This is a genomic window from Devosia sp., from assembly GCF_965229025.1.
In the GTDB taxonomy this organism is placed as follows: Bacteria; Pseudomonadota; Alphaproteobacteria; order Rhizobiales; family Devosiaceae; genus Devosia_A.
This window is the reverse complement of the sequence record NZ_OZ245853.1, coordinates 1163444-1176180: the sequence shown is the minus strand read 5'-3', so window position 1 is coordinate 1176180 and position 12737 is coordinate 1163444. Positions and strand designations below refer to the sequence as shown.

The window sequence follows — 12737 nt, the reverse complement described above, 5'->3', positions numbered from 1 at the left end:
GCGCGCCCTCTTACTGAACGGTCAGCGTCGTCCACATGCCGGCCATGTAGTGGCCCTTGAGGTTGCAGAACAGCACGTAGTGGCCCGGCTTCAGGTCCAGCGTCACAGTGCCGGATTTGCCCGGATTGAGTTCCGACACCTCGCCCAAGGCGCCCGCAGCATCTTCTTCGATCAGGTCGGTCTTCGGATCATACGGCAGCGGCTTGCCGCCGACAGGCGCCTCGGCGACGATCATCTCATGCACAAAGCCCTTGGCGTCGTTGCTGACCTCGAACGTCACCTCACCCGCTGGCACAGTCTGCGTGTCCGCCGTCACGAACATGATGGCTTGGCTCATGTCGGCGCTCATGTTCATGCCCATGTCACCGGCCAGCGCGGCGTCGGTGTTCTGATCGGCGAGCTTGACGTGAACGGTGGTGGCGGCAAAAGCCGGAACTGCAAAGCTCAGACTCGCGGCGATTGCCAGCGAGGCGACGGACTTCAGGTGTGTGGCCATGAATAAACTCCTCTTCACCCGCCCAGGGAGGGAACGGGGCCGGCCTGGATTGACCGGATGCGGAGCGCCTAGAGGCCGATCCTGACGCGAGGCTGAATCGGGACCGGGCGCTTTGACGCGGTCTGCGCCCCACTTCCGCCCTTTTTCGTGCATTACTCCGCGCCGCGCTTGCACCAAATGGGGGGGCGGTGCAAAAGGCACGAACCATGGCTAAACGCGTCCTCGTCCTCAACGGGCCGAACCTCAACATGCTCGGCATCCGCGAGCCCAAGACCTATGGGTCTCAGACGCTCGCCGACATCGAGCAGATGATCGCCACCGAAGCTGCCGCGCTCGGGCTTACCGTCGAGTGCCGCCAGACCAACCGCGAGGGCGAACTCTGCGACTGGATCCAGCAGGCGCTGGGCCAGTCCGACGCCATCATCATCAATGCCGGTGGCTATTCACACACCTCTATCGCCATTGCCGACGCGCTGCGCGCCGTCGCTCTGCCGGTGGTCGAGGTGCACCTTTCAAACATCTATGCCCGCGAGGCGTTCCGTCATCACTCCTACATCTCCGCTGTCGCGGTTGGCGTGATTTGCGGGCTTGGCGCGACCGGGTATAAGCTGGCTCTTCGCGCACTGGCCGAAAAACTATAAGAGGCTCAACAATGACCAAGGCGTCTTCCAACTCCGACCAGGACCTCATCGAGGCGATCGCCAAGCTGCTCAACGAGCAGAACCTGGCCGAGATCGAAATCGAGCGTGAGGATCTCCGTGTCCGCGTCACACGCTCCTATGCCAACCAGGCCGTGCAGCAGGTCGCTGTACCCGCCTACGCCCCGGCGCCCGCCGCTGCTCCAGCACCCGCGCCATCGGCCTCCGCCGTCGCCGCAGCAGCCGCTGCTGCCACTGCCGATGACCTCGCGTCCAACCCCGGTACACTCACCTCCCCCATGGTTGGCACGGCATACCTGTCGCCCGAGCCCGGCAAGCCCGCCTTCGCGCCCGTTGGCACCAAGGTGTCCGAGGGCCAGACGATCCTCATCATTGAGGCCATGAAGACCATGAACCAGATCCCGGCGCATCGCTCGGGCACCATCAGCCGCATCCTCGTCGATGACTCCACGCCGGTCGAATACGGCCAGCCGCTCGTCGTCATCGAGTAAGGCGGCACCATGTTCCAGAAGGTCCTCATCGCCAACCGCGGCGAGATCGCGCTCCGCATCCTCAGGGCCTGCAAGGAGCTCGGCATCGCCACGGTCGCGGTCCACTCGACCGCCGATTCCAACGCCATGCACGTGCGCCTCGCCGACGAAAGTGTCTGCATCGGGCCGCCGCCGGCCAAGGACAGCTATCTCAACATCCCGTCCCTGATGGCCGCCTGTGAGATCACCGGTGCCGACGCCGTGCATCCCGGCTACGGCTTTCTCTCGGAAAACGCCCGCTTTGCCCGCATCCTGACCGAGCACAAGATCACCTTCATCGGCCCCTCGTCGCACCATATCGAGATCATGGGCGACAAGATCACGGCCAAAAAGACCGCGATCGAACTCGGCATCCCGGTCGTCCCCGGCTCCGAAGGCGAGATCAAGACGCCCGAGGAAGCCATCGCGCTGGCCAACACCATCGGCTACCCGGTGATCGTCAAGGCCACCGCCGGCGGCGGCGGGCGCGGCATGAAGGTCGCGCGCAACGACGAGGAAATGGCCATCGCCATCTCCACCGCCCGCACCGAGGCCAAGGCCGCGTTCGGCAACGATTCCGTCTACATCGAAAAATACCTGCAGAAGCCGCGCCACATCGAAATCCAGGTGATGGGCGACGGCAAGGGCAATGCTGTCCACCTCGGCACCCGCGATTGCTCGCTGCAGCGCCGCCACCAAAAGGTCTGGGAAGAAGCCTCCGCCCCTTCTGTCTCGCCCGAAAAGCGCGCCGAGATCGGCGAAATCTGCGCCGCCGCCATGCGCAAGCTCCAGTACTCCGGCGCCGGCACCATCGAGTTCCTCTACGAGGACGGCGAGTTCTATTTCATCGAAATGAACACCCGCCTCCAGGTCGAGCACCCGGTCACCGAGCGCATAACCGGCGTCGACCTCGTCTACGAGCAGATCCGCGTCGCCTCGGGCGAAACGCTGAGCCTCAAGCAGCAGGACGTGACTTTCACCGGCCACGCCATCGAGGTCCGCATCAACGCCGAAGACCCGCAGACCTTCACGCCATCGCCGGGCAAGATCAGCTTCTACCACCCGGCCGGTGGCGTCGGTGTGCGCGTCGATTCCGCGGTCTATGGCGGCTACACCATCCCGCCCTACTACGACTCGCTGATCGGCAAGCTGATCGTCTACGGCCGCACCCGCGAAGAGTGCCTCCAGCGCCTGCGCCGCGCGGTGGATGAGTTCGTCGTCGACGGCATCAAGACCACCCTCCCGCTGTTCCAGCGCCTGATCAAGGAACCGGACATCATCGCCGGCAACTACGACATTCACTGGCTGGAAAAATACCTCGCGGCCAACAAGGCCTGACGATAAGGCGGCGCTCCGGTGCCGCCTTTTTCATTTGCGCCAGATGCGCCATTGCCCGCCGCCACGTCGCGTTCCATATTCCGCTTATGTCCCGAAAAGCCGATCCGTTCGCCATCGATCTCACGCCGGAGCTGATCATCCGCGCCTATCAGGCCGGGATCTTTCCGATGGCGGAAAACGAGAACTCGCCTGACCTGTTCTGGGTCAGCCCCGAGCAACGCGGCATCATCCCGCTCGATAATTTCCACATCTCGCGCAGCCTCAAAAAGACCATGCGCACCCGCGATTTCGACATCAGGGTCGATACCGATTTCCCCGCCGTCATCGAAGGCTGTGCCACCGAGGGCGAAGACCGCGACTCGACCTGGATCAACCCTGAAATCCGCCGCCTCTACGGCGCCCTGTTCGATCGCGGCCTTGTCCACACCGTCGAAGTCTGGGACAGCACCGAACTCGTCGGCGGCCTCTACGGCCTGTCGCTCGGCGCCGCGTTCTTCGGCGAATCGATGTTCCACCGCGTCACCGATTGCTCGAAGATCGCCATGGCGCATCTGCTCCAGCGCCTGAGCGCTGGCGGCTACCGCCTGCTCGACACCCAGTTCGTCACCGATCACCTCAAAACCTTCGGCGGCATCGAAATCCCCCGCGAGGATTACGAACTGCGCCTTGGTGACGCGCTGCAGCATAAGGGCGATTTCTTCGCCATCGACCGTCAGTCAGCCTGAGAGTCTTCGGCCTGCCGCGCCGCGATGAACGCCGCGCCGCCGGCCACCCGCCGCGCCAGAGGCCGCCCGGGATCGATCACTCGCCAGAACGGCACCAATTCCCTGCCGGGCGTCCCGCCACCATGCCGCGCCACTTCAGTCTCGGCGATCGCCAGCAGTTCGCGCTGTGTGGTCACCGGGCAACACGCCTCCGTGCCAGCCTCGGCAGCCAGAGCACTGCGGAGGGCTCCAAGTTCAGTTCTTTTGTCAGAGGGTAGCGTCTTCAACGTGTCTGCTACCAATTCGCGAGACGGCAGCAGCATAGATTGCAGGATCATTTGGCCGCGCACCGAATGCGGCCGCATCTTGATCCCGCTGCCCTTCAGCTTGGCTGGCTCATGCCTGTTCACAACGCCGTCCTCCCGTCACACCAGCCTCGCCGCGCTGCCCGTCCCGGTCAATCCCCCAGCCGGAACGCCACGTCGGTGATCCAGTTGGCGGGATCGGGCACATCCGCAGGATCTGTTTCATAGTGTTCAAGCCGCACGTGATCGTATCGTGCCACCGATTCCGGCATCGGATCGACCCCCTGGCTGCCGAGCCACTCCCCTAAGGCCATATGCGCCTCATATAGCCGGTCATACGGCCCGGTATAGCGCAGCATGGCGTAGCGCCCACCCGGCAGCACACCGGTGCGCACCCGGTCGTCTGCCTCGAGCAGCCGCGAGGTGAAGAACCCCGCCTCCATATCGAGCATGCTCTCGCCATACATGCGCAGGTAGCTGAAGAACGGTGCCCCCACGGGAGCCACGCCCCGCCGCCCGAGCCACCCTCCAACCTCATCGATCAGTTGTGGTGCGTGCTGGGGCAGTTCGGCCCGCGAAACGTCGAGCTGGATGGCCGCAAACGGCTGGGCCGGCCGGGTGATGATCTTGGGGTCGCTGAGCATGTCTGATCTCCTTCCGATGGGAGCCAGTATGGCCGGTGCGACGCCGCCCGCTTGATCGCCATTGCGATTTAGCCGCGGTTGTCCGCAGCAGGGGCCGTCGGCGCAGCATCTGCCGGAGCCGCATCAGCGGGTGCCGCGGCCTTGTCCGGCGGCGGCACATCGGAGCTCTGCTTGCAGTCCATCAGCCAGATATCATAGACGGCATGGTCGATGGCGTTGAGCGCTGGGCTGTCGGCAAACATCCAGCCGGTGAACACGCGCGTCACCTGCCCCTTGAGGCTCACCTGGTCGACCTCGACAAACACCGACGTGCGCTGCGCCTCGGTCGGTGGGCGGGTGTAGCAGGCCCGCGGCGTAATCTGCAGCGCCCCGAACTGCACCGTTTCATCGATATAGACGTCGAACTGCGTGATCCGCCCCGTGATCTTGTCGAGCCCGGAAAACGCCGCAACGGGATTGGCGATCGTGTCGGCAAAAGCTGGCGACGCCAACACAAGGCTCACCAGCGCGGGCGCCAAGAGTTTGGAAATGGCTGTGATCACGTCATGCGCCTGGCGGTAATAGTGCGGTGAGGTTCATGTCAGACTGAGCCGAAAATGGGGACAGTCGAGAACCGGAGCGGAGCGTACCTTGCGGTACGTGAGCACCGGAAGCGCAGACTGTTGCCATTTGCAGGCCAGTATGGCGTGAACATCGCCGCGCTATTCAGGCGACCAGGCGTCGTAATCGGCACTAACGCGCGGACGCTCACCCTTGTTCAGCAGGCTGCCATCAGGGCGATAGGCAAGCGGCGAACCAGTCAGGTTCTTCTGGTGCGGCAGTTCCCACGATTTGGCGACATAGGTGTCTTCGCTGGGGAGAAGATCGGTGCGGTAGTGCATCCAGCCGTACCAGCCGGGCGGAATGGTGGTCGAATCGGCCGCACCACCGGCATAGACCACCATGCGGCGCTCATAGCCGTTAGGCCCGACCTTGGAACCCTTCTTGGCGCGGTAATACTGGTTGCCGCTGTCGTCACTGCCGACGAACTCGCCGTTCATGGCCAGCCACAGGCGCGTGCCCCACGTGTTGCCCCGCCACCAGGCGAAGATCTCGATGAGGAAGTCCTTCCAGCCGCCGCGTTCCATGCCGTCTCGTCCGTTTTGCTAGAGGCCAAATCGCCTGCTTTCTAGGTCTAGGCTCTAGCACGCGCGCACCCATGCGCCTAGACCCCAGCCCATCGTCACGCCGTCGCAGCCGGAGACTAGCTATGGTGGGTCGAGCAATGGCGGGGGGCTGTCTATCGACACCACAATTGTGAAGGAAAAAATGCGCTTGACAGCTTCTGCACCGGAAATCGCCATTCGCTTAGCGCCCGCACTTCACCTTCAAGCCGCCTCTGAAAATGGCAAAAGAGTGGCGGAAACTCTTGCACTTAGCCCCGTTTCCGGCACTAAGCAGAAAGCCGCATTAGGCGAAAATTGATCATCCGGAACGACGAATCGCCCTTCCAACTTATCCCCGCAATTCACATATGACACACTGGATTTAGGCGCTATTATCGGTCACTGCCACTACGGGTTGTGTCTCACGATCACATGCTGGCATTGACCGACTCGGACGGAGAGGCCAACCATTTGCGGGTTGCGTCGATCCTTTCGGGTGACGCGACACCACTGGCATCCGAATGCGGGCACCAGACCTGCACAGGACCAAACGGGGCTTTCGGTCGTTACGGCGGCTGGTTGGACAAGCGTCAGCACTAGAGGCAGAGCCGAATTGGCGGCAAGCGGACCATTTTTGTCCGCATTATCGGGGCAGGCGGACAGGTTTTGTCCGCGTCATTGAGGATTGAATAGCGAATGCGCATCGAACGTCGGTACACCAAGGCCTCTGAAGGCGCCTACACGGGCATCACCTTCCGCTCGACCACGAGCGAGATCCGCAACCCGGATGGCTCGGTTGTGTTCAAGCTCGAGAACATGCAGGTGCCCTCGACCTGGTCTCAGGTGGCCTCCGACATCATCGCACAGAAGTATTTCCGCAAGGCCGGCGTCGCCAAGGTGCTGAAGCGCGTCGAAGAGAACGACGTTCCCTCCTGGCTCTGGCGCTCGGTCCCCGACGAGAAAGCCCTTGCCAAGCTCCCCGAAGCCGAACGCTACGGTTCTGAAATCGATAGCCGCCAGGTCTTCAACCGCCTTGCCGGCACCTGGACCTACTGGGGCTGGAAGGGCAAGTATTTCGACAGCGAGGACGACGCCCGCACCTTCTATGACGAGCTCTGCTATATGCTCGCCACCCAGCGCGTCGCGCCGAACTCGCCGCAGTGGTTCAACACCGGCCTCCACTGGGCCTATGGCATCGATGGCCCTGGCCAGGGCCACTTCTACATCGACCCCTTCACCCACAAGCTCGTGCAGTCCAAATCTGCCTACGAGCACCCGCAGCCGCATGCCTGCTTCATCCAGTCCGTCTCCGATGACCTCGTCAACGATGGCGGCATCATGGACCTGTGGGTGCGCGAGGCGCGCCTGTTCAAGTATGGCTCGGGCACCGGCTCCAACTTCTCCCGCCTCCGCGGCGAAGGCGAAAAGCTCTCCGGCGGCGGCAAGTCCTCTGGCCTGATGAGCTTTTTGAAGATCGGCGACCGCGCTGCGGGCGCCATCAAGTCGGGCGGCACCACCCGCCGCGCCGCCAAGATGGTGGTTGTCGATATCGATCACCCCGATATCGAGACCTACATCAACTGGAAGGTGAAGGAGGAGCAGAAGGTCGCCGCCCTCGTCACCGGCTCCAAGGTCGTCTCCAAGGCCCTCAAGGCCATCATGAAGGCCGCCGTCAACTGCGAAGGCTCGGGCGACGATTGCTTTGACGTCACCAGGAACCCCGCGCTGAAGCGCGAAGTGCGCGCCGCCAAAAAGGCCCTGGTGCCGGAAAACTACATCTACCGCGTCATCCAGTTCGCCAAGCAAGGCTACACCGACCTCGAATTCCCGGTCTACGATACCGACTGGGACAGCGAAGCCTACCTCACCGTCTCCGGCCAGAACTCCAACAACACCGTCCGCGTCACCGACGCGTTCCTCAACGCCGTCGAAACCGATGGCGACTGGAACCTTCTGAGCCGCACCAAGGGCGGCAAAGTCACCAAGACGCTCAAGGCCCGCGACCTCTGGGAGCAGATCGGCTATGCCGCCTGGGCCTCGGCCGATCCGGGCATCCACTTCCACACCACCATCAACGAGTGGCACACGAGCCCCGAGGCCGGCGAGATCGTTGCCTCGAACCCCTGCTCGGAATACATGTTCCTCGATGACACCGCGTGCAACCTCGCCTCGGTGAACCTCCTTCCCTACCGCAACGCCGACTCGTCCTTCGACGTCGCCGCCTTCGAGCACACCTGCCGGCTCTGGACCGTGGTCCTCGAAGTCTCGGTGATGATGGCGCAGTTCCCGTCAAAGGCCATTGCCGAGCGCTCGTTCGAATACCGCACGCTGGGCCTCGGCTACGCCAATATCGGCGGCCTGCTGATGACCTCGGGCATCCCCTATGACTCCGCCCAGGGTCGCGCCATCGCTGGCGCCATCACCGCGGTGATGACCGGCGTCTCCTACGCAACCTCGGCCGAAATGGCCAAGGAGCTCGGCCCCTTTGCCGATTACCCGCGCAACGCCAAGCACATGCTGCGCGTCATCCGCAACCACCGCACCGCCGCCTATGGCAAGTCCGAGGGCTATGAGGGCCTGTCGATCCTGCCCGTGGCGCTCGACCATGCCTCGATCGGCGACGACACGCTCTCGACCCGCGCCATGGCCGTCTGGGACGACGCGCTGACGCTCGGCGAACAGCACGGCTACCGCAACGCCCAGGTCTCGGTCATCGCCCCCACCGGCACCATCGGCCTCGTGATGGATTGCGACACCACCGGCATCGAGCCCGATTTCGCGCTGGTGAAGTTCAAAAAGCTCGCCGGCGGCGGCTACTTCAAGATCATCAACAACGCCGTACCCCCGGCGCTCCGCACCCTCGGCTACTCGGAATCGCAGATCGCCGAGATCGAGGCCTATGCCGTCGGCCACGGCAACCTCAACCAGGCCCCCGGCATCAACCCCTCGACGCTCCGTTCGAAGGGCTTCACCGACGACAAGATCGCGGCGCTGAACGGCGCCACCAAGTCGGCGTTCGACATCAAGTTCATCTTTAACCAGTGGACGCTGGGCGCTGATTTCCTGAAGTCTTTGGGCGTCACCGCCGAGCAGCTGGGCGACATGAACTTCGACCTCCTCAGCTTCCTCGGCTTCTCGAAGAAAGACATCGAGGCCGCCAATATCCATGTCTGCGGCTCGATGACCCTCGAAGGCGCGCCGCACCTCAAGGCCGAGCACCTGCCGGTGTTCGATTGCGCCAACCCCTGCGGCAAGCTCGGCAAGCGCTACCTCTCGGTCGAGAGCCACATTCTGATGATGGCCGCCGCGCAGCCGTTCATCTCGGGCGCAATCTCGAAAACCATCAACATGCCCAACGACGCCACCGTCGAGGATGCCAAGCAAGCCTACCTCCTCAGCTGGCAGCTGGCGCTCAAGGCCAACGCGCTCTATCGCGACGGCTCCAAGCTGTCGCAGCCGCTCAACGCCTCGCTCCTCGCCGATGAGGACGAGGAGGAGGACGACGCGACCGAGACCCTGCTCGCCGCCAACCAGATGGCCCGCGTGCCGCAGATCGCGGAAAAGATCGTCGAAAAGATCGTCGAACGCGTCTCCCGCGAACGCGAAAAGCTGCCCAATCGCCGCAAGGGCTACACCCAGAAGGCCAATGTCGGCGGCCACAAGGTCTACCTGCGCACCGGCGAGTTCGACGACGGGCGCCTGGGCGAAATCTTCATCGATATGCACAAGGAAGGCGCCGCCTTCCGCGCCATGATGAACAACTTCGCCATCTCGATTTCGCTCGGCCTCCAGTATGGCGTGCCGCTCGATGAATATGTCGAGGCCTTCACCTTCACCCGCTTCGAGCCCGCCGGCATGGTGCTCGGCAACGACCGGATCAAGAACGCCACCTCGATCCTCGACTACATCTTCCGCGAGCTCGCCGTGAGCTATCTCGATCGCGACGACCTCGCGCACGTGAACCCGGATTCGCCGACGGCGTTATCGAAGGGCGACAACGAAGCTGCCCGCGCCCAGAGCCACGCCCCTGCCCCGGTCCCGGCCCAGTCGCTGGTCTCCCGCGGCATGACGCGCGGCAAGGTGAAGGACCAGAACCTGATGCTGGTCTCCTCCACCCCGGCCCCGCAGTTCAACCCGGTCGCCTCGATGCAGACGAGCACGGTCACCGCGCTGCGTTCCGCAGCCGCCCTGAAGATCGAAACCAGCCCCAGCGTCCTCAACGCCGCCGAACTCAACCCCATCCCGACTCCCCCGCCGAGCCACGATCTCGGCGTGCTGAGGTCACAGGCCCAGATGCAGGGCTACACGGGCGACCAGTGCAGCAACTGTAATTCGATGCGGATGAAGGTCAGCGGCCACTGCATGGTTTGTGAGGACTGCGGGACCACGACCGGGTGCAGTTAATAATACATTGCGAATAAGTAACAAATGGGTCAGCTTGCAGCAGCTGACCCATTTTTTTGGTTCTATCCGTGACCATATCAATTGTCGAACTCGCAAAATCGATCGACCCGAGACGAACCGTCCTGTTGTTTGGATCCGGTTCCTCAATTCCATCAGGCGCCCCTAGCGTTCCTAGAATAATCGATGCCATCGCAAAGGAATTCTCTCTTCCAAAAGATGGTTACACCCTTCGGGAGATCAGCAGTCTCGCAGAGGCAAAGCCTGGGGGCCGACACAAGCTCATTGCCACGCTCAGATCACTTTGCAGCGAATTGCAGCCCACTGGGGGACTTCGCAATCTTCCGCTCTATGCGTGGAAAAGCATTTTTACCACCAACTATGACACACTAATTGAACAAACCTACTCCCTTCGCAAGAAACGGGCTGATGTCATATCCTCGAATTTCGACTTTCGCGCCGATAAGGAACCGGCTGAAGTCGAGGTCTTCAAGATTCACGGAACAATTGAGAAGGACATTGTTGACGGGAACAACTCACGAATCATAATTACAGACGCCGACTATGATCACACGAACCAGTTCCGCGAGTATCTCTTCGACCGCCTTAAGGGTGACTTAGCCGGCGCCGACCTCGTAATAGTTGGCCACTCCCTCGCCGATGAAGACGTTCGATACATAATCGATCGAGCTGCCACAATAAATGGCACCTTGGTACGCCAATCTCGAATCTATCTCCTTCTATTCACTGCGGATGAAAACAGAGCCTCGCTATTTGAACGCCGCGGAATGACATGCGCTTTTGGTGGCATTGACGAGCTTTTTGCTGCCCTTGCTCCGAAGCTGTCCACGGAAACAAAGTCTGTGAGCGTCGGCGATCCTTTGGACGTCGCGTCAATGCTTCGGCCAGTAACAACCGACGTGCGCCACGCTGTGACCCTACCGCCGGATGCATCAGGTATGTTCAACGGATGGCCTGCAACATTCGCCAGTATAAAGGCGGGGCAAACGTTTCGCCGAAAGGTATCGGATCAAATTGTGGAGCATTTTGCAAAGGACGCCACACTGATAGCAACTCTATTGGGTGCCAGCGGCGTAGGAAAAACCACCGCCGCAAGGCAGGCCGTGCTCCAGATGTCGGATGACGATTGTTGGTCTTGGGAACACAATACTGATCATCCAGTTAGCGTTGAAGGTTGGTCGCTTGTCGCAGACTACCTAAAGGCAAAAGGGGAAGTGGGAGTCCTAATTATAGATGACGCCCATCAGCACCTATGGAAACTAAACGAACTTGTCGATCATCTAGTAGCTGTCGACAACGCCCATCTAAAGATAATCGCCGTTGCACCACGAAGTCAGTGGTACCCTCGAGTTAAGTCACCAAATATTGCACGATTTGGTGCAGATTTTAAGCTGTCGAAGGTCGCGCCAGATGAAATTGAACGACTGATCGAACTCGTTGACCAAAGCGATGCCGTCCGCGCACTTGTCGAGGATCAATTCAGCGGCTTCAGTCGACAAGAAAAGCGGCGGAGACTCATAGATCGATGCCAGTCGGACATGTTCGTGTGCCTGAAGAACATATTCGCCAATGACTCTATCGACCAAATACTACTCCGAGAGTTCGCTGCCGTAAACGATATATATCAGGACGTATATAGATACGTGGCCGCTCTGGAGACTTCTGGCATCCGGGTGCACAGACAACTCGTCATTCGTCTACTCGGGATTCCTGCTGATCACATAGAGGCCGCACTAAAGGGACTCACCGACATTGTAACCGAGTATTCGATAGATGAGCGATACGGAGTCTATGGCTGGCAGTGCCGTCATCCGGTAATTTCATCCATCATCACAAAATTCAAATTTCAGGACATCGACAAGATAGTAGATCTATTTGATAAGGTGATAGATGCCATATCGCCGACCTATGAGATCGAACTGCGATCTCTTCGTGAGCTATGCAGTATAGATTCAGGCATACCTCGGATTCCTGACAAGGACGTGCAGAATCGGCTGCTAAGGAAGATGATTTCAAATGTGCCCGGTGAGCGAGTCCCTCGGCATAAGCTGATCAGGAACCTTATTGATCAAGGCCATTTCGAGAAAGCTGAAACTGAAATTCGGCTATTCAATAAGGATTTTGGCTCCGACGGTCCGGTGCACCGCTACAAGGTTCGACTCATGGTGGCGCGCGCCGTTCGCACTCCAGGAATTCTGCAGGAAGACCGGATCGTTTACCTGAATCAGGCCTATGAGTTGGCCGTGTCTGGTCTCGATCGCTATCAGCATCATAAGTTGATATTGTCGGCATTTGGAGAATTGGGGATCGAATACTATAGGCTGACTGGGGACTATGCGTACTTTGATGAAGCGATCTCAAGATTGAAGATCGCCGAGGATTATCTCGGAGATGCAGAGATAGGGCAAACGATTACGCGGCTGGAGAGGCGCTTGGCCGGTCATTCAGCAGACACGGGAGCCGATCTCGCGGAGGACGCGTGACGAGCCTCGAACCATCTCCATTTCGCAGAGAA

The 12737-nt window shown here is 60.8% G+C and carries 11 protein-coding genes; 6 read left to right on the top strand and 5 right to left on the bottom strand.

What is annotated here, in order from left to right:
• Positions 1 to 10: 10 nt before the first annotated feature.
• Positions 11 to 496, bottom strand: a complete 486-nt coding sequence (locus ACO06J_RS05805) for a plastocyanin/azurin family copper-binding protein (protein WP_421759758.1) — start codon at positions 494 to 496, stop codon at positions 11 to 13.
• Between the two features lie 206 nt (positions 497 to 702).
• Here ACO06J_RS05805 and aroQ point away from each other — a divergent pair, with 206 nt between their 5' ends.
• The 4 genes from aroQ to aat all read left to right on the top strand — a co-directional run bounded on the left by aroQ (position 703) and on the right by aat (position 3727).
• A complete protein-coding gene (gene aroQ, locus ACO06J_RS05800; RefSeq protein ID WP_421759757.1) occupies positions 703 to 1137 on the top strand; it encodes a type II 3-dehydroquinate dehydratase in 435 nt (144 codons plus the stop codon).
• Positions 1138 to 1148: 11 nt separating this feature from the next.
• A complete protein-coding gene (gene accB, locus ACO06J_RS05795; protein ID WP_421759756.1) occupies positions 1149 to 1646 on the top strand; it encodes an acetyl-CoA carboxylase biotin carboxyl carrier protein in 498 nt (165 codons plus the stop codon).
• 9 nt (positions 1647 to 1655) lie between these two features.
• The gene (accC, locus tag ACO06J_RS05790) at positions 1656 to 3002 is read left to right on the top strand and encodes an acetyl-CoA carboxylase biotin carboxylase subunit (RefSeq protein ID WP_421759755.1); all 1347 of its coding nucleotides are present in this window, start codon (positions 1656 to 1658) and stop codon (positions 3000 to 3002) included.
• Positions 3003 to 3088: 86 nt separating this feature from the next.
• The gene (gene aat, locus ACO06J_RS05785; protein WP_421759754.1) at positions 3089 to 3727 is read left to right on the top strand and encodes a leucyl/phenylalanyl-tRNA--protein transferase; all 639 of its coding nucleotides are present in this window, start codon (positions 3089 to 3091) and stop codon (positions 3725 to 3727) included.
• Here the strand turns inward: aat and ACO06J_RS05780 are convergent.
• The 4 genes from ACO06J_RS05780 to ACO06J_RS05765 all read right to left on the bottom strand — a co-directional run bounded on the left by ACO06J_RS05780 (position 3715) and on the right by ACO06J_RS05765 (position 5782).
• A complete protein-coding gene (locus tag ACO06J_RS05780) occupies positions 3715 to 3903 on the bottom strand; it encodes a hypothetical protein (protein WP_421759753.1) in 189 nt (62 codons plus the stop codon). The genes aat and ACO06J_RS05780 overlap by 13 nt on opposite strands.
• Before the next feature lie 260 nt (positions 3904 to 4163).
• Entirely contained in the window at positions 4164 to 4655 is a 492-nt protein-coding gene (locus ACO06J_RS05775) for a GyrI-like domain-containing protein (RefSeq protein ID WP_421759752.1), read from the bottom strand.
• A 68-nt stretch (positions 4656 to 4723) separates the two neighbouring features.
• Complete coding sequence (locus ACO06J_RS05770; RefSeq protein WP_421759751.1) at positions 4724 to 5197, bottom strand: DUF2155 domain-containing protein; 474 nt, start codon at positions 5195 to 5197, stop codon at positions 4724 to 4726.
• 159 nt (positions 5198 to 5356) lie between these two features.
• Complete coding sequence (locus ACO06J_RS05765; protein WP_421759750.1) at positions 5357 to 5782, bottom strand: NADH:ubiquinone oxidoreductase subunit NDUFA12; 426 nt, start codon at positions 5780 to 5782, stop codon at positions 5357 to 5359.
• Between the two features lie 714 nt (positions 5783 to 6496).
• Here ACO06J_RS05765 and ACO06J_RS05760 point away from each other — a divergent pair.
• Both ACO06J_RS05760 and ACO06J_RS05755 read left to right on the top strand, forming a co-directional pair.
• Positions 6497 to 10204, top strand: a complete 3708-nt coding sequence (locus ACO06J_RS05760) for a vitamin B12-dependent ribonucleotide reductase (protein WP_421759749.1) — start codon at positions 6497 to 6499, stop codon at positions 10202 to 10204.
• 68 nt (positions 10205 to 10272) lie between these two features.
• A complete protein-coding gene (locus ACO06J_RS05755; protein WP_421759748.1) occupies positions 10273 to 12705 on the top strand; it encodes an SIR2 family protein in 2433 nt (810 codons plus the stop codon).
• The last annotated feature ends 32 nt before the right edge of the window (positions 12706 to 12737 follow it).